The organism is Pseudomonas sp. GW821-FHT01E05, assembly GCF_059422425.1.
This window is the reverse complement of sequence record NZ_JBWKWW010000009.1, coordinates 1-16827: the sequence shown is the minus strand read 5'-3', so window position 1 is coordinate 16827 and position 16827 is coordinate 1. Positions and strand designations below refer to the sequence as shown.

Here is a 16827-nt window from a genome sequence, read left to right as displayed (position 1 = left end):
TATCCAGGCGAAGGGTTGTTGATGTGGGTCAATGGTGGGGGGATGGGCGACAGATTTTGTTGATTGTCAGGGCCTCTTCGCGGGCAGCCTCGCTCCTGCAAAGGCACCGTAATCCCCGTAGGAACGAGGCTGTTGCCCGCGAGGCGACGGTACAATCAACGTGGATTTTTCTGATTCACTCTATCGACGGCAGCCCATAAAACGTCCGGGCACACGCCGTGCTGTGTGCTGCCACATCTTCCAGGCTCTCACCGCGATGCAACGCGACTTCGCGCAAAACTTCTGTCAGGTACGCGGGTTCGTTGCGACCGTTTTTCGGCTTCGGCCGCAGACTGCGCGGTAACAGGTACGGCGCATCGCTTTCCAGCATCAAGCGCCCGCGCGGAATCTCGCGAACCAGTGGGTGCAGGTGAGTGCCACGGCGTTCGTCGCAAATCCAGCCGGTGATGCCGATGTGCAAATCGAGATCGAGGTAGCTGAACAGCGCCCGTTGCTCACCGGTAAAACAATGCACCACGGCGGCGGGCAAACGGTCACGGAAGTCGCGCAGGATTTCCAGCAGCCGCTGACTGGCGTCGCGCTCATGGAGGAACACTGGCAGTTGCAGTTCAACCGCCATCGCCAAATGCTCTTCGAGCACCTTTTCCTGCTGCGGGCGTGGCGAGAAGTCGCGATTGAAGTCCAGGCCGCATTCACCCACGGCACGCACGCTCGACTCTTTGAGCAGGCCGCGCAAGCGTTGAGCGCTATCGGCGTTCCAGTCACTGGCCGAGTGAGGGTGAATCCCCGCCGTGGAGAACAGTCGTTGCCCGGTTTCATCCAGTTGTTGGCACAGTTCAAACGCCTGCTCACTGCCCTCGACACTGGTGCCTGTGAGGACCAGTTGGCAGACTCCGGCGGCATAGGCGCGGTCGAGTACTGCCTGGTGTTTGTCGGCAAAACTTGGGTTGGTCAGGTTGACGCCGATATCGATGAGTTGCATGGTGCTACCTCGGACCAAAGGCCGGAAAGCATATCAGAGCTGTAGATTTATAAGAAAAACCAAGAACTACAATGAGTTAAAGCTGTCTTTTGATGCCGGAAGAAAGCTTCGGTTGGCCGTCCAGCCATCGCTTGCCAGTCTTTCGCACGCTGCCAGCGCTCTAAGCGCTCTGTTTCTGTCGCCCAACTTCCCGAAATTACTCGAGAGGCTGGACAGTATCTTCCCGGAGAGCGGATGACGAGACCCTCGGTTTTGCTTGTGCTGTGCTTGTCGTTGCTGCTGCCGATGCCCGCGGTTGCACGTTTGGCCGGCCCCCCCGTGGCTGTTGTGTCAGGCAAGGTTCGCGACCTGGCGCAGATCCGTGACAGTCGCGTCCTGCGGGTGCTGGTCAACCAGAGCCGCAACAGTTCCGGCGAAGTCCAGGGCCAGACCATTGGCGTCGAATACCATCGCCTGCGTGCCTTCGAACAATACCTCAACGGTCAGGCCCCTGACGGTCAGGAAATCAACCTGAAGATCATTCCCAAAGCCAAGGATCAATTGCTCGGTGCCCTTGAGCGCGGCGAGGGAGATCTGGTTGCTCCCGGCGAATTGCTGAGCCCTCAGTCAGGACACGCCATCAGCTCCAGTGACCCGATCATCAGTAACGTTCCGTTGTTGTTGGTAGGGATCAAAGGTGAGCGGCATTTCACCCGCCTTGAGCAGCTGTCCGGGCACACGTTGGCGCTGACCACGGGGAGCGCGGCGGGTGAGGCGATCAATCAGATCAATCAGAAACTGGCGTTGCGCAAGTTGCCGCCGGTCAAGGTCGAGTGGGTCGATCCCAGCCTTGCCGTCGAAGATGTGCTGGAAATGGTTCAGGGCGGGATTTTCCACCTGACCATCGTCGAGCAACCGATTGCCGAGCGTTGGGGCAAGATTCTGCCCAAGCTGCGTTTCGATCGGCAGGTGATCATCAGTGAGTCGGGCGAAGAGCATTGGTTTGTGCGGCGCGACGCGTCGATGCTCCGGGCGAGTATCGATCGCTTCCTGAAAACCTATAAAACACCAGCGGACCAGGACGTCGCGTTTCTGCGCATCTATCGACGCCTGGATCAGGTCCACTATCCTCTGGCCCACGCCGACCGCCAGCGCCTGGAAAAACTACGCCCGGTCCTGCAAAAACATGCCCGCGAACAGGGCCTGGACTGGCTGAACCTGGCCGCGCTGGCGTTCAAGGAGTCAGCGCTGCAACCGAGCGCGAAGAGCGGCGGCGGTCCCACGGGTTTGATGCAAATTACCCCTTCGGCGGCTCAGCGGGTGGGGGTCAATGATATTCAGTCACTGGACGGCAATGTGCAGGCCAGTGCCAAGTACCTGGGGCTGATCCGCCGCAAGTTCTTCGCCAGCCCCAAGCTCAACGAACGCGAGCGCATGGCCTTTGTGCTTGCGGCCTACAACATCGGCCCGGAGCGGGTTCAGGGCATGCGCACCGAGGCCAGACGGCGCGGCTTGAATCCCGACCAGTGGTTTTTCCAGGTGGAACGCATCGCCCTGGAGCAGGCGGGAATGGGCGCCGTCAGCTACGTCAATAGCGTCAACAAGTACTACCTGGCGTTCGATCGGGAACGGGGTTCGCTGGAGACCCAGCCGCAAAAGGTTGCTTTACGGAAATGATCGATAAATTTGATTCTTATGGTGAGATTTTTGCGCTTTAAACATGATATTTACTGATTAATATAGCGACCAACCAACCCCTACATCAAAAGGAAGACACAGCATGAGCACACTGATCAAAACCGCACTGTCTACCCGCGCAGGCTACGGCCTGGCTGTACTGCGGATCTTCGTCGGCATCATCTTCGCTGCTCACGGCTCGCAAAAGCTCTTTGGTCTATTTGGCGGTTACGGTCTGGCCGGCACGGCGCAGTGGATGGAAAGCATCGGTCTGGCGCCGGGGCATCTGATGGCCCTGTTGGCGGGTGGTACCGAGTTCTTCGGCGGCCTGGCACTGATCATCGGTTTACTGACCCGTCCTGCGGCACTGGGCCTGACGTTCACGCTGCTGGTGGCGATCTTCTCGGTGCATATCAGCAACGGTTTGTTCATGGCCAACAATGGTTATGAATTCGCTCTGGCCTTGCTGGGCGGTACGGTAGCGGTTCTGCTCGAAGGTGCTGGCAAGCTGTCGCTGGATCGCATCATTGCCAAGTAACTGTCGACACAACCTTGATCAGTAAAAAATCCGGAATCTGAAAGATTCCGGATTTTTTATGCCTGCTGCTTATCCCTGCTTGAACATCTCTGCGGCACGTTTGGCGATTTCTTCTTTCGACAGATTTTCCTTACGGCTGGAGATAAACCACAAATGACCGTATGGATCTTTCAGGGTGCCTGAGCGATCGCCGTAGAACTGGTCTTTCACTTCAGAGACAGCCACACCTCCAGCAGCAATCGCCTGCTTGTACTGCTTGTCGACATCGTTCACATACAAATGCAGCCCCACCGAGATGCCGGCCTGTTCAGGGCTGCTCAGGGACGCCGCTGCGCATGGGGTGGCGAGCATGATGGCCGAGTCGCCAATGCGCAGTTCGGCGTGGCCAATGTCGCCGTTGGGCGCCACCAGACGCATGACTTCAGTCGCACCGAACGCTTTCTTGTAGAACTCGATCGCTTCGGCGGCTTTTTTGATGCCCAGATAGGGCGTGATGCTGTGGTAACCCTCGGGTATCGGTTTAACGCTCATGTTGGTTCTCCTTTTTTTGCTGGGGATGAACGTAATCCTTCACCGTTTTCCGGTCGATTCACTATAGGCCACGACAGGTAGCGCAACTGAGGGGCCGACGGGCAGCAGCATGGCTACTGTTCAGCCATCAACAGCAAAGCAGCAGTTTGCTTCGCTGCACTAAATCGAATGGCTATAAGAGGCTCCCAACCCACTGAAAACAAAGGGGCAAGCGTTCAGGCACAGAAGCTGCAATTGCTCATTGCAATCACTGTTGACCCGAGAGCGTTGTATGTCTGCCTTGCCTGAATCTGCCGATTATCCGATCCATCCTCCGGCCGCCGATCTGATCCGTGAGGACGCCCAAGCCCAGCTCGTGGCCGAGCGCGTGGCTGCGGTACTGCTGGAACAGGACGCCGAGCGCGATCGCAGTCGGCAGGTGCCCGTCGACATTGTTGATCTGTATTCCAACATTCGCTCGGTCAGTGGAAACCGCTTTGCGCGAAGTCGACCGTGGTGTGGTGGAAGCGACCCAGGCAATGGGCGCCAACACCTGGCAAATCATTCGCCACACATTATTGCCCGAGGCGGGCTGCTGGCAGCCGTCACCGTTAGGGCCATTGTGCTGGTGGATTACACGGCGGATCTGGTGCCGGTGGTCGGGGTGCACCGCCTACTCGACGAAGATCAAGAACATCGCTGACTTGAAGGACGGTGCCTCGGTGTCGATCCCTAACGATCCGGTGAACACCGGCCGGGCGCTGGTGCTGCTGCACGAAGCCGGATTGATCAAACTCAAGGATCCGGGCAATACCCTGGCGACTCAGCGCGAGATCATTGAAAACCCCAAACATCTGAAAATTCGCGAGCTGGAAGGGACGTTGCTGGCGCGTTCGATCAGCCAGGTGGATCTCGCGTTTGAGGTCCGCCAGTTCATCCTGACCCGGTACAAAGGGCAGATTGCGCCGGGGTTTTGAGGGATTCAATGATCGTTCCCACATGCGGCGTTGATCGTTCCCACGCTCTGCGTGGGAATGCCTCATTGGACGCTCCGCGTCCGCTTTTATGTGACGCGGAGCGTCACGGGCTGCATTCCCACGCGGGAGCGTGGGAATGATCATTTGTTCCGGTCGCGAGAACAGCCGAACCGTGGCCAGCATCAGGTGATGAAAACCGAAGACATGGGCAATCGAACTGTCGACCTTGGCGAACTCGCGGACGATGTTCAGGGTTTCGCTCCAGCCAGTATCGAGGCCGCCGTATTGGGCAGGAATACTCAGGGCCAGCAGACCGCTTTGGCGCAAGGCGTCACGCTGGGCTTTCGGCGTGTCGCCGCGTTCATCGTGTTCAACAGCGGTTTGGGCAAACTCGGCAGCCAATGCACGGGCGGTCTGCAACGGGGACAACAGGGCGCTTTGCGGCTTGTCGGTCACGCGATGCTCCTTCTATGTGACGATCCAATCTCTGCGTAGGAGCGAGGCTTGCCCGCAATGAACGATAACGCGGTCCGACTGGACAAACCGCGGTGACTGCATCGCGAGCAAGCTTCGCTCCTACAGAGGCAAGGTGGGGTTCAGGCTGTGGCTTTTGTAGGCAGAACATCATTGGCGATCATTTCGCCGAATGGCCCGGTGAGGTTGGTGATACCGCGACCGGCGAGGCTGGCGTAGGGTTCCGGCAGTAGCGGGAACACCAGCTCGGCGAAGCGGTAAGCCTCTTCCAGATGTGGGTAGCCAGAGAAGATGAAACTCTCAATGCCCAAATCCGCGTACTCCTTGATCCGCGCCGCCACTTGCTGCGGATCGCCCACCAACGCTGTCCCGGCACCGCCACGCACCAGACCGACGCCGGCCCAAAGATTGGGGGCGATCTCCAGATTGTCACGCCGGCCGTCATGCAACGCGGCCATGCGTCGCTGACCTTCGGAATCGAAGCGCGAGAAGGATTTCTGTGCCGAGGCGATGGTTTCGTCACTGATGTGTTCGATCAGCTTGTCGGCGGCTTTCCAGGCTTCGTCGGCCGTTTCGCGAACGATCACGTGCAAGCGAATCCCGAATTTCACGGTACGGCCCTGACGAGCCGCGCGTTCACGGACATCGGCCAGCTTTTTGGCGACAGCCGCCGGCGGCTCGCCCCAGGTCAGGTAGACGTCGACCTGCTCGGCGGCCAGATCATGGGCAGCCTCGGAAGAACCACCGAAATACAGCGGCGGATAAGGCTTCTGCACCGGCGGATACAGCGCCTTGGCGTTCTGCACCCGCAAATGCTTGCCTTCGAAGTCCACCGACTCGCCTTGCAGCACCCGGCGCCAGATCTTGAGGAATTCGTCAGTGACTTCGTAGCGTTCGCTGTGATCGAGGAAGCTGCCGTCGCCACGGTTTTCATCCGGGTCACCGCCAGTCACCACGTTGATCAGCAGACGGCCATTGGACAGCCGATCAAGGGTCGCGGCCATGCGCGCCGAAACGGTCGGCGAGATGATCCCCGGACGAATGGCTACCAGGTAACGCAGGCGTTCGGTCAACGGCACCAGGGCCGAGGCGATCACCCACGAGTCTTCGCACGAACGCCCGGTGGGGATCAGCACACCGTGATAGCCGAGGTTGTCCGCGGCCTGAGCCACTTGCTTCAAATAATTGAGCGTGACCGGGCGCGCGCCCTGGGTGGTGCCCAGGTAATGGCCGTCGCCGTGAGTGGGGAGAAACCAGAAAACATCCATGACAGGTCCTTAAGCGATTTTCAGCAAATTGTGTGGGTGCACGCGAAACAACGTATCGGCAACTGCCTGGCCAATTCCGCGAGCACGGCCTGGGTCAGCACCAATGTGCGGGAGGGGCGGTAAGTGCCACCCGAGAGGGCTACGACGTTCATAGGGCGCGACATGAACAGTTCCTTTTCAAGCAGTTGCTCAAGGAGCAGTGAGTAGTGAGCGGGTTTGAGCAAGAGCTGTACCAAGCGGCCGAAGCCTTTGTCTGCGGGGCTTTCAGCGGTTTCTATTCAGGCTGCTGTGTGTTTGTTGGGCGCTGTTTTGTTGATTGACTGTTGCAGGGCCAACAGTTGCCTGGCCAACAGTCAGCGCGGCGCAGGTCCGTTATAAAGGCTCTTTGTTATTCCTCAAAATATCGTAAATAGATATTTATAGAACTATAGTGAATATGTGGAATTTGCCTGAACGGCTGTTGCCCAAACCAATAGCGACTATCGAGAGCGTTGATTTTTGTCGGTGAAGGCGCGGGAGTAGCCTGTATCCATTGCGTAACGCCAGCTTGTCAGGAGCCCCTCATGAATCGTTTATTCGTCACTTCTATGCTGCTTGCCGCCTCTGTTCTCGCCGGTTGTGCGAGCCATCCTTCCCCTGAATTGCGGCCGTACACCGCCGAGGAAAGCAAGGAATTGGCGCTGGAGGCATTGAACCGTCGCGGGTTGTCGTACGATGAATACCAAATGAAAAAAGCCGAACTGCTCGGCCAGCCACAGAAAGCATTTGGTTTCGACACGAAAGGCGAAATGAACGCCGAGCGCGGCGTGAGCCACCATCGGCGCCCAAGCTGAGTGGACTGTACTGCTCAAACTTTGAGGCAACTGTCCGTGGGTTTCGCCAAGGCGCTGCGATAGGGTCAACACCTGACTGACCCTAATGGAATGCGCCCATGACCCTCTCGCTGGATTTGCTATTGGGCTTCGCCCTGTTTGCCCTTGTCACCTCGATCACCCCAGGCCCCAACAACACCATGCTGCTGGCCTCGGGCGTCAATTTCGGTTTCAACCGCTCCATCCCCCACATGCTTGGCATCACCTGCGGCTTCTTCATTCTTGTGCTCGCCGTCGGGTTTGGCCTGGGTGCGGTGTTTCAAACCTATCCGCTGCTTTACACCGTGTTGCGTTATGTCGGCGCGGCCTATCTGCTGTACCTGGCGTGGAAAATCGCTCATAGCGGTCCAGTCTCCGAGACCGGACAAGGTCACGCCAAACCTGTCAGTTACTGGGGGGCGGCGGCATTTCAATGGGTCAATCCCAAGGCCTGGATCATGGCGATCGGTGCCATCAGCACCTACACGCCGTTGCAGGGTTATTTCACCAATGTGATTGTCATTGCCGCGGTCTTCGCCGTGATCAACCTGCCGAGCGTCAGCGTCTGGGTGGCCTGCGGCAGCCTGTTGCGCAATGTCCTGCGTGATCGGCGCTGGTTGCGAGTGTTCAATTGGGGCATGGCTCTGCTGTTGGTGGCCTCCCTGTACCCGATGCTGCACGAAAGCTTTAGCTGACTTAGGCTTCAACCCGGAGTCCGATGCCTGTTAAGCTCAACTTCAGGAGCGTTCCTACGCACTTTTAAGAGAAGTTGTCTTCCTTTAACTGCATCCGATCAGGTATTGCTGACGTTTTACCGTTTTGCGCCGCTCCCGGGTTGGCGCCGGCCAACGTTTTCACCACCGAGCACACCTGATCCCGGAACACGCTCTGCGAGTCTTTTTATGAATAAACGTCCTTTGTATTTCGACTACGCCGCTACCACGCCGGTGGATGAGCGGGTGATCCAGGTGATGGTCGACTGTCTGGGGTTCAGCGGTAACTTCGGTAACCCGGCCTCCAGCTCCCATGTCTTCGGCCAACAGGCTCGACAAACAGTTGAGCACGCTCGCCGACAGGTGGCTGAGCTGGTCGGCGCAGAGCCTTCGCAGATCGTCTGGACCTCCGGCGCCACTGAATCGAACAACCTCGCTCTCAAGGGCGTCGCCCAGGCTCGCGGTGTTGCGGGTGGGCATATCATTACCAGTCAAATCGAACACAAGGCGATTCTCGATACGGCCAGGCAGTTGCAGGATGCCGGCGTCGCCGTGACCTATCTGGTGCCGGATGCCGAAGGTCTGATCACCGCGCAGGCGGTCAGTGAAGCGATGCGCGAGGACACCTTTCTGGTGTCGCTGATGCTGGTCAATAACGAACTCGGCACCGTCAACGACATCCCGGCCATCGGCCAGGTGGTGCGTGAACGAGGCGCGTTGTTTCACGTCGATGCCGCCCAAGGCGCTGGCAAAGTGGCGATCGATCTGGCCGAGTGGCCGGTGGATCTGATGTCGTTCTCCGCACACAAGATCTATGGTCCCAAGGGCATTGGTGCGCTATACGTCGGCCCACGTGCGCAGCAACGTTTGCAGGCGCAGATCCATGGTGGCGGGCACGAAGGCGGTTTGCGTTCCGGGACCCTGGCGACTCATCAGATCGCAGCCATGGGCGCGGCGTTTGCCCTTGCGGCAGAGTTCTTCGACGAAGAGGCTGCAACCATTGTGCGCTTGCGTGAGCGGTTGCTGGCGCAACTCGGCAGTCTTCCTGGATTGCAGCTCAACGGCAGCGCGACCCAGCGCATTCCCCATACCTTGAGCCTGACGTTCAACGAGGGCGAGTTCTATCCGGCGGCGTTAAGTGCTTCGATTGCTTTTTCGGCAACCTCGGCCTGCAACTCGGCGAGTAACGCGCCGTCCCATGTATTACTTGCGTTGGGACATGACGCGTGGGCGGCGAGTCGCACGATCCGTCTGAGCCTCGGGCGCTTCACCACCGAGCAGGATGTCGATCAAGCGGCACAATTGATTAAAGCTTCATTCGCCAGTGCACCGGCGTTCTGGGCAGCTGCCCAGCCATAAGGGCTGATCCGCATCTGCACCCAATAATAATGATGAGTGATTAGCAGGAGACACAATGAGCACGCAGTCTTTGACCAACGGAGTGGTTTCCCGGCGCCTGGCGCAAACACGCGAGCTGATGAGCCGGGAGGGTATCCACGCCCTGCTGGTGCCGTCGGCCGATCCACATCTGTCGGAATATTTGCCGGGCTATTGGCAGGGACGGCAATGGTTGTCGGGTTTTCATGGTTCGGTCGGCACGCTGATCGTGACCGCGGATTTCGCCGGCGTCTGGGCTGACAGCCGTTATTGGGAGCAGGCGACCAAGGAGCTCAAGGGCAGCGGCATCGAGTTGGTGAAACTCCAGCCTGGGCAACCAGGCCCGCTGGACTGGCTCGCTGAGCAAACGCCCGAAGGTGGTGTGGTGGCCGTCGATGGCGCGGTCATGGCGCTGGCTTCGGCGCGTAGTCTGGGCAGTAAACTCCAGGAGCGTGGCGCTCGGCTGCGCACTGATATCGATGTGTTGAACGAAGTCTGGCAAGACCGTCCAGCGCTGCCGAATCAACCGATCTATCAACACTTGCCGCCTCAGGCCACCATAAGCCGTGGCGAGAAACTCGCCAGGCTGCGCCAGAGCTTGAAGGAGCGCGGTGCCGATTGGCATTTCATCGCGACCCTCGATGACATTGCCTGGCTGTTCAACCTGCGTGGCGCTGACGTGTCGTTCAACCCGGTGTTCGTTTCGTTCGCATTGATCGGGCAGCAGCAGGCGACACTGTTTGTGGCGCTGAGCAAAGTCGATGCGCAACTGCGCGCGATCCTCGAACAGGATGGCGTGACCTTGCGCGATTACAGCGAAGTCGCCGCGGCATTGAGCACAGTACCGAGCGGCGCGAGCCTGCAGGTCGATCCTGCGCGGGTGACGGCGGGTCTGCTGGATAACCTGGGCAGCGGTGTAAAACTGATCGAAGGGCTGAACCCGACCACCTTGGCCAAATCGCAAAAAAGCCTCGCCGATGCCGAGCATATTCGTCAGGCCATGGAGCAGGACGGCGCGGCACTCTGTGAGTTTTTCACCTGGCTGGACACTGCGTTGGGTAGCGAGCGGATTACCGAACTGACCATCGATGAGCACCTGACGGCAGCGCGTACCCGTCGTCCGGGCTATGTCTCGTTGAGCTTCAACACTATCGCGGCGTTCAATGCGAATGGCGCGATGCCGCACTACCACGCCACCGAAGAAGAGCACGCGCTGATCGAAGGCGATGGTTTGCTGCTGATCGACTCCGGCGGTCAGTACCTGGGCGGCACCACCGACATTACCCGCATGGTGCCGGTCGGTACGCCGACTCAAGAGCAGAAGCGTGACTGCACGCGGGTGCTCAAAGGCGTGATCGCGTTGTCCCGGGCGCAATTCCCACGGGGCATTCTGTCGCCGCTGCTGGACTCCATCGCCCGTGCGCCGATTTGGGCCGAGGGTGTCGATTACGGTCACGGCACCGGTCATGGTGTCGGTTACTTCCTCAACGTCCATGAAGGTCCGCAGGTGATTGCCTACCAGGCGGCGCCGGCACCACAAACGGCGATGCAGCCGGGAATGATCACCTCAATAGAACCGGGCACGTATCGTCCTGGCCGCTGGGGTGTGCGGATCGAGAACCTGGTGTTGAATCGTGAAGCGGGCAGCACCGAGTTCGGTGAGTTCCTCAAGTTCGAAACCCTGACCCTGTGCCCGATCGATACCCGTTGCCTGGAGCCGGCGTTGCTGACTCAAGACGAGAAAGAGTGGTTCAACGGCTATCACGCGCAAGTGCGTGAGCGTTTGAGTCCGCTGCTTGAAGGCGCCGCTCTGGAGTGGCTGAACACCCGAACGGCGGCTATTTAAATCAGCTCAGCGTCATCAGCCCTGGGGCGGTGGCGCAAGCTCAGGCGCGTGAGCCAGCGCCTCGGTCATATAGTCGATGAATGCATTGACCCTGGCGGATTGGCGACGATTCGCCGGGGACACGGCATAAATTGGCAGCGACTGTGGGCTGTAGTCCTGCAGAATCGCCACTACCCGACCGGCCCGTAAATCCTCACTGAACAACCACACGGGCGACAGCGCAATGCCTAGCCCTGTGAGCACCATTTCGCGTATCGCCTCCGAGCTATTACTTTGGGCATTGCCCTTGATCCGCACGTTGTGGCGTTCTCCATTCTTCTTGTAAATCCATTGGTTCTGGCTACTCAGCAGGTTGAACAGCAGACAGTTGTGCAGGCTCAGTTCTTCGGGCGTGAGTGGCAGGCCCTGGCGGGCGAGATAGTCAGGGCTGGCAACCGTCACACGGTAGGTGGTACCGACCTTGCGGGCGATAAGGCCGCTATCGTTCAGTTCGCCGATCCGGAAGGTGACGTCCAGGCCCTCGCTGACCAGATCCTGATTGTGGTCGTTGAGTTGCAGGTCAATTTGCACCTGTGGATAACTCGCCAGAAAGCCCGGCAGGCGCGAGGCAATCTGCAAACGCCCGAAACTGACGGATGAGCCGACCCGCAAGTTGCCGGCCACGGTTTCCCGGCCCGACTGAAAGCTGTGTTGCGCGGCGTCCACCGCGGCGAGGATTTGCCGACATTGCGTGTAGTAACGCTGACCTTCATCGGTCAGCGACAGTTGCCGGGTGCTACGGGAAATCAGTTTGCCGCCCAGCTCGATCTCCAGCGCTCTCAGCACTTTGCTGATGGTGGGTTGGCTGGTCTGCAATTCCCGGGCGACAGCGGAAAAACTGCCGCGCTCTACCACTCGAACAAAAATCGCCATTGCATTGAGCTTGTCCATGGGTGTTCTCATTCATGCCAAATGGGCATGCTCACTATAGTTATATAACGTCTTATCGGTATGAGTCGGGTGGTGGATGATCAACTCAACTTCCCTGACATGAGATCGCGAAAATGACTGACATACGTGAGATGAATGCTCTGATTGTCGATTCGGCTAATGCGCCTTTTCGCTTGGCTGTTTTAAACGTCCCCGAACCAGCAGCGGGCCAGGTATTGGTCAGGATTGCAGCCAGCGGGGTCAATCCGCTGGACGCAAAGATACGTGCGGGACAAGCAGCCCACGCACGTCAACCTTTGCCTGCGGTGCTGGGTATGGACCTGGCAGGAACCGTTGAAGCGCTGGGTGCCGGCGTAAGCGGATGGCAGATCGGCGATGAGGTTTATGCCATGGCGACCGGTATCGCGGGTTTGCAAGGTTCTCTGGCCGAATTCGCCGTCGTCGATGCGCAATTGTTGGCGCTCAAACCGCGCAATTTGAGTATGCGTGAAGCAGCGGCGCTGCCCTTGGTGCTGATTACCGCATGGGAAGGGTTGGTGGATCGCGCTCACGTACGAGCAGGGCAGTCGGTGTTGATTCACGGTGGCGCGGGAGGCGTCGGACATATTGCAGTGCAGCTCGCTCAAGCCTTCGGTGCCGATGTGTTTGCCACTGGTTCAGCCAGGCAGCGGGGCATTATCGAAGGTTTTGGAGCGACCTTTATCGACTATCGGCAAAGCCCGGTTGAACACTATGTAGAGGAGCACACGGCAGGCGAGGGGTTCGATATCGTTTACGACACGGTGGGCGGTGAAACGCTGGATGCGTCGTTCAAGGCTGTGCGCAACTATTACGGTCATGTGCTGAGCTGCCTCGGTTGGGGGCAACACAGCCTTGCGCCATTGTCCTTTCGGGGCGCGACTTATTCTGGAGTGTTCACGTTATTGCCGTTGCTGACGGGCAAGGGCCGTGATCATCACGGGCAAATTCTTGCTCAAGCGACTCGGTTGATCGAAGCCGGCAAGCTGACTCCTTTGCTCGATCCTCGGCAGTTCGGTTTGCAAACCGCCGAAGCCGCCTATGACCTGCTTGTTGCGGGGCAAGCGCAGGGTCGGCTGGTCATCGAGATTTAGCTCAAGGCTTCGAGGACAAAGTCCAGACGGTCCTGGCCGAAGAACAGCTGGTTATCGACAAACATGCTCGGCGCGCCGAACACGCCACGTTGCAACGCCTGTTCGGTTTTGTCCTTTAGGGCGGCTTTGATCTCCTCATCGTTGGTCAGCGCCAGGATTTCGGTCGGGTCAAAGCCCTTCTCCGTCAACACCGCAGCGACTATCGCAAGGTCATTGAGGTTGCGCTTATCAACCCACAATGCGCGGAAAAGACAGTCGATAAAATCGAGGAAACGTTCCGGATCACGCAGTTGCATGCCGGTGACTGCGCGCATCAGTAAAAGGGTGTTGACCGGAAAGTGTGGATTGAAATTGAGCGCAACCTGATAGCGTTTGGCGTAACGCTCCAGATCGTCAAGCATGTAGCGCCCTTTGGCTGGAATGCTGATGGGGGAGGCGTTGCCGGTGGCTTTGAATACACCGCCCAGCAGCATGGGTTGATAGATAAGCTGGCTGCCGGTTAGGGCGCAGATTTTTGGTAATTGGGTATAGGCCAGGTAAGTGCTGGGGCTGCCGAGGTCGAAGAAGAATTCTACGGTTTTACTCATGGTGGGTGCTCTCTGATTATTGTTATGGGGGAGGGCTTACCAACGTTCGCTCCATGGTCGTAGATCCAGCTCGAAGGTCCAGGCATCTCGCGGCTGACAGTGCAGGTACCAATAGTTCTCGGCAATGTGTTCCGGATTAAGGATGCCGTCTTGATCCTTGAGCGCGTACTTCTGCGGGAAGCTGTCGCGAATAAAGTCCGTATCAATGGCACCGTCGACGACGATATGAGCGACATGGATGTTCATAGGACCCAGTTCGCGGGCCATGCTTTGGGCCAATGCGCGAACTCCATGTTTGGCGCCGGCAAACGCGGCGAAACCGGCAGCTCCACGCATCCCGGCTGTCGCACCGGTGAACAGGATAGTGCCCCGTTGGCGGGTGGCCATGCGTTTGGCGACTTCACGAGCGTTCAGGAATCCCGAGAAGCAGGCCATTTCCCATATCTTGAAATACTTGCGCGCGGTTTCTTCAAGGATGCTGCACGGTACATTGGCGCCGATGTTGAAGACGAAGGCTTCGATCGGGCCAATCTGGCTCTCGATCTGTTCGACCAGCGCAATCACGTCCTCTTCTTTGCGTGCATCGCAGGCGAAGCCATGTGCCTGGCCCCCTGCTGCCTGGATAGCATCGACCAAGGGTTGCAACTTGTCAGCGCTACGCCGAGTGACGCAGGCGATAAATCCCTCCTGGGCAAAACGCTTGGCTATTGCGCCACCGGTGGCATCGCCTGCGCCGACCACCAATACGACTTTGTTGTTATTTATGGCTGTAGTCATGGGTATCGCCTTTTTAGTAAACGATCGTTAGCTAAACGAACGTTATGCTACGATCTCAAATGCGTCAAGGTGATAGATTCATAGGGGGAACGATGCGTTATTCAGCCAGCCACAAGCAGGAAACCAGAGAGCGATTGCTGGAAAGCAGTGCTGTGTCGGCCAAGAAAGAAGGTTTTTCCACGGTCGGCGTCGATGGTTTGATGAAAGCGATAGGGCTCAGCGGTGGGGCTTTCTACAGTCACTTTTCGTCAAAAGATGAGCTGTTCAGTTCGATTGTCGAGCGTGAGCTGAGTCAGAGTCTTGAGCGGTTAAGCGGGGATGGTGAGCAGAATCGGGCAAGGCTTGAGCGTTGTCTCAAACATTATTTGAGCATGGCGCACGTTGAGCAGCCCGAGACAGGTTGTGCCTTGCCGGCGTTGGGAGCCGAAATCGCTCGCTCCGACATCGCTGTTCGGCAGCAGGCGGAGCAGTGGATTTGCCGATTGCAGGAATGCTGGGCCCGGACATTAGGCAGCGACTCTCTGGCGTGGGCGATTTTGTCGCAATGCATTGGCGCGCTGGTTGTGGCGCGGATGCTGGTAAATCCCCGGATTCAACGCAAAGTCCTGGAGTCGAGTTACGCCGAGATCGGTCACCAGATCAGAAGACTGCACGTTGAATGAAGCGGTGTCAGCTTATTTACAGATGACGATCATGCTGCGGCTCGTATAGCCGGCGGGATTGAGGCCGAAGGGGTAGTCACCGGGGTCTTCTACAGCGTCGCCCGATTTGGCGATCACTTTGTAGCCCTTGGCGCCGCATGAATTGGCGGCACTGGTGTAACACTTGTCCCAGGAAGAGGACAGGCCAGAGCAGTTGATATGCAGTCCCGTCTTTCCGCGCTTTGTTTCGGTTTTTGAGGTCGCAGCACAGCCTGCAATGGCAAGTACGGCTAACAGTATCAAAACTCGTTTCATGCCCTTCCTTTTAGCTCGCTTCGGGTCTGGCACCCGAGTCTGGCTTTATCCGCTCTAGCGTGTCGCGTTGACGATGTCCCTATTCGAAAAATCCAAGGCTTACACAGAGTTACAGCCTAAACATGGCCTAATTGAGCGGTAAATGCCAGAGCTTCGTCAAATCCAGTTTCAATCGGCTGCGAGCAAGGGACTGGATTCGCGGCGCATAGTCATGGTGGCACCGACGGAGGCGAGGATGATGCAAGCAATGGCCAGCCATTGGGCCAGGGACAGGTATTCGTGAAGGAACAACAGCCCTGACAAGGCACCGAAAGCAGGTTCGATGCTCATCAAGGTGCCAAAGGTGCGAGCTGGCATTCTGGTGAGGGCCACCATCTCCAGGGTGTAGGGCAGGGCAGTAGAGAGAATGGCGACTCCAATGGCTATCGGGATCAAGGACGGAGTCAATAAGGCTGCTCCTGCATGGACGATGCCGATAGGCGCTACGAATAAAGCGGCAATCATTACACCCAGTGCGGCGGTTTGAACGCCGTTGTCTGCACCGGCCTTTTGGCCGAACAGGATATATAACGCCCAGCAGATACCCGCGCCAAGCGCATAACCAGCACCTATAAGGTCGATTCCGGCACTGGTGTCGCCCGCGGGGATCAGCAGTAGCAGGCCGATGACCGCCAAGCCGATCCACAGAAAGTCGATCGCCCGGCGTGACGCATATATAGCAACCGCCAGGGGGCCGGTGAACTCCAGGGCAACCGCAATTCCCAGAGGGACGCTTCTGAGTGACATATAGAAGAGGAAGTTCATGCCTCCAAGTGCCATCCCGTAGACGATTACCGTGCGCAAGGACCTGGCTGTGAGTTTGGCGCGCCAAGGGCGTAGCAGCAGCAACATGATGATGCTGGCAAAAATCAGGCGTAGCGTCGTAGTGCCTTGGGCTCCCACAACGGGGAACATGCTTTTGGCAAGAGAGGCACCGGATTGGATTGAAGCCATGGCAATAAGCAGCAGGCCGACCGGGAACAGAGTCGAGGCGAGGCTGCGGGGCTGGTCAGTCATTACGAGGCATCATCCGGAGTAGTAGAGACAGAAAGGTATATGCGCGGTACATGATGCTCAACTCATACGTCATGAGCAATATACTGCTCACACTGTTTGTGCGCCTCTTATATAAGCAGGGCTTTCGACGTTTTCGACCATTGTTGATAGATAATTTGAATTAACCCTTGACGGCAGAATCTGGAAGCCTATAATTCGCCCCACTTCCGGCGCAGTC

Annotated in this window: 16 protein-coding genes and 4 pseudogenes; 10 read left to right on the top strand and 10 right to left on the bottom strand. The window is 57.9% G+C overall.

The window, feature by feature from the left end; all coding sequences use genetic code 11:
* Positions 1 to 175: 175 nt before the first annotated feature.
* A complete protein-coding gene (locus AC07W5_RS20050) occupies positions 176 to 982 on the bottom strand; it encodes a TatD family hydrolase (protein WP_495024199.1) in 807 nt (268 codons plus the stop codon).
* Between the two features lie 234 nt (positions 983 to 1216).
* Here AC07W5_RS20050 and AC07W5_RS20045 point away from each other — a divergent pair, with 234 nt between their 5' ends.
* A complete protein-coding gene (locus AC07W5_RS20045; protein ID WP_494993838.1) occupies positions 1217 to 2638 on the top strand; it encodes an MltF family protein in 1422 nt (473 codons plus the stop codon).
* A 103-nt stretch (positions 2639 to 2741) separates the two neighbouring features.
* Positions 2742 to 3176 carry a DoxX family protein gene (locus tag AC07W5_RS20040; protein WP_494993839.1) on the top strand — a complete coding sequence of 145 codons (435 nt, stop codon included), beginning with the start codon at positions 2742 to 2744 and terminating at the stop codon, positions 3174 to 3176.
* Between the two features lie 69 nt (positions 3177 to 3245).
* On the opposite strand, the gene AC07W5_RS20035 is transcribed toward AC07W5_RS20040, so the two are convergent.
* Positions 3246 to 3707 (bottom strand): VOC family protein, encoded by a 462-nt coding sequence (locus tag AC07W5_RS20035; protein ID WP_495012801.1) that lies wholly within the window; start codon positions 3705 to 3707, stop codon positions 3246 to 3248.
* 440 nt (positions 3708 to 4147) lie between these two features.
* Here AC07W5_RS20035 and AC07W5_RS20030 point away from each other — a divergent pair.
* Together AC07W5_RS20030 and AC07W5_RS20025 are read left to right on the top strand one after the other, a co-directional pair.
* A pseudogene (locus tag AC07W5_RS20030) lies at positions 4148 to 4350 on the top strand (ABC transporter permease subunit); the annotation flags it as partial.
* A pseudogene (locus AC07W5_RS20025) lies at positions 4330 to 4663 on the top strand (MetQ/NlpA family ABC transporter substrate-binding protein); the annotation flags it as partial. The pseudogenes AC07W5_RS20030 and AC07W5_RS20025, both read left to right, overlap by 21 nt.
* 144 nt (positions 4664 to 4807) lie before the next feature.
* On the opposite strand, the pseudogene AC07W5_RS20020 reads toward AC07W5_RS20025, so the two are convergent.
* From AC07W5_RS20020 to AC07W5_RS20010, 3 genes and pseudogenes are all read right to left on the bottom strand, one after another.
* Positions 4808 to 5119: pseudogene (locus tag AC07W5_RS20020) on the bottom strand (acyl-CoA dehydrogenase family protein); the annotation flags it as partial.
* Positions 5120 to 5259: 140 nt separating this feature from the next.
* Positions 5260 to 6405 (bottom strand): FMNH2-dependent alkanesulfonate monooxygenase, encoded by a 1146-nt coding sequence (gene ssuD, locus AC07W5_RS20015; protein ID WP_495024198.1) that lies wholly within the window; start codon positions 6403 to 6405, stop codon positions 5260 to 5262.
* A 53-nt stretch (positions 6406 to 6458) separates the two neighbouring features.
* Positions 6459 to 6569, bottom strand: a pseudogene (locus tag AC07W5_RS20010) (FMN reductase); the annotation flags it as partial.
* Positions 6570 to 6968: 399 nt separating this feature from the next.
* On the opposite strand from AC07W5_RS20010, the gene AC07W5_RS20005 reads away from it, so the two are divergent.
* The 4 genes from AC07W5_RS20005 (at position 6969) to AC07W5_RS19990 (ending at position 11192) form a co-directional block, all read left to right on the top strand.
* Positions 6969 to 7238: a hypothetical protein gene (locus AC07W5_RS20005; protein ID WP_495024197.1), complete on the top strand. Its 270-nt coding sequence runs from the start codon at positions 6969 to 6971 to the stop codon at positions 7236 to 7238.
* A 98-nt stretch (positions 7239 to 7336) separates the two neighbouring features.
* Entirely contained in the window at positions 7337 to 7951 is a 615-nt protein-coding gene (locus tag AC07W5_RS20000) for a LysE family translocator (RefSeq protein ID WP_494993843.1), read from the top strand.
* Between the two features lie 207 nt (positions 7952 to 8158).
* Positions 8159 to 9328 (top strand): aminotransferase class V-fold PLP-dependent enzyme, encoded by a 1170-nt coding sequence (locus AC07W5_RS19995; RefSeq protein WP_495024196.1) that lies wholly within the window; start codon positions 8159 to 8161, stop codon positions 9326 to 9328.
* A 55-nt stretch (positions 9329 to 9383) separates the two neighbouring features.
* Positions 9384 to 11192, top strand: a complete 1809-nt coding sequence (locus tag AC07W5_RS19990) for an aminopeptidase P family protein (protein WP_495024195.1) — start codon at positions 9384 to 9386, stop codon at positions 11190 to 11192.
* Positions 11193 to 11207: 15 nt separating this feature from the next.
* On the opposite strand, the gene AC07W5_RS19985 is transcribed toward AC07W5_RS19990, so the two are convergent.
* Complete coding sequence (locus AC07W5_RS19985) at positions 11208 to 12122, bottom strand: LysR family transcriptional regulator (protein WP_495024194.1); 915 nt, start codon at positions 12120 to 12122, stop codon at positions 11208 to 11210.
* A gap of 113 nt (positions 12123 to 12235) precedes the next feature.
* Here AC07W5_RS19985 and AC07W5_RS19980 point away from each other — a divergent pair, with 113 nt between their 5' ends.
* A complete protein-coding gene (locus AC07W5_RS19980) occupies positions 12236 to 13234 on the top strand; it encodes a zinc-dependent alcohol dehydrogenase family protein (RefSeq protein WP_495024193.1) in 999 nt (332 codons plus the stop codon).
* Here the strand turns inward: AC07W5_RS19980 and AC07W5_RS19975 are convergent.
* Positions 13231 to 13821 (bottom strand): 2-hydroxychromene-2-carboxylate isomerase, encoded by a 591-nt coding sequence (locus AC07W5_RS19975; RefSeq protein ID WP_495024192.1) that lies wholly within the window; start codon positions 13819 to 13821, stop codon positions 13231 to 13233. The genes AC07W5_RS19980 and AC07W5_RS19975 overlap by 4 nt on opposite strands.
* 36 nt (positions 13822 to 13857) lie before the next feature.
* The gene (locus AC07W5_RS19970; protein ID WP_495024191.1) at positions 13858 to 14598 is read right to left on the bottom strand and encodes an SDR family oxidoreductase; all 741 of its coding nucleotides are present in this window, start codon (positions 14596 to 14598) and stop codon (positions 13858 to 13860) included.
* Positions 14599 to 14690: 92 nt separating this feature from the next.
* On the opposite strand from AC07W5_RS19970, the gene AC07W5_RS19965 reads away from it, so the two are divergent.
* On the top strand, positions 14691 to 15260 hold the full coding sequence (locus AC07W5_RS19965; protein WP_495024190.1) for a TetR/AcrR family transcriptional regulator: 570 nt from the start codon (positions 14691 to 14693) through the stop codon (positions 15258 to 15260).
* Positions 15261 to 15272: 12 nt separating this feature from the next.
* On the opposite strand, the gene AC07W5_RS19960 is transcribed toward AC07W5_RS19965, so the two are convergent.
* The gene (locus AC07W5_RS19960; protein ID WP_494993851.1) at positions 15273 to 15554 is read right to left on the bottom strand and encodes a hypothetical protein; all 282 of its coding nucleotides are present in this window, start codon (positions 15552 to 15554) and stop codon (positions 15273 to 15275) included.
* A gap of 168 nt (positions 15555 to 15722) precedes the next feature.
* The gene (gene rhtA, locus AC07W5_RS19955) at positions 15723 to 16610 is read right to left on the bottom strand and encodes a threonine/homoserine exporter RhtA (RefSeq protein WP_494993852.1); all 888 of its coding nucleotides are present in this window, start codon (positions 16608 to 16610) and stop codon (positions 15723 to 15725) included.
* Between the last annotated feature and the right edge of the window lie 217 nt (positions 16611 to 16827).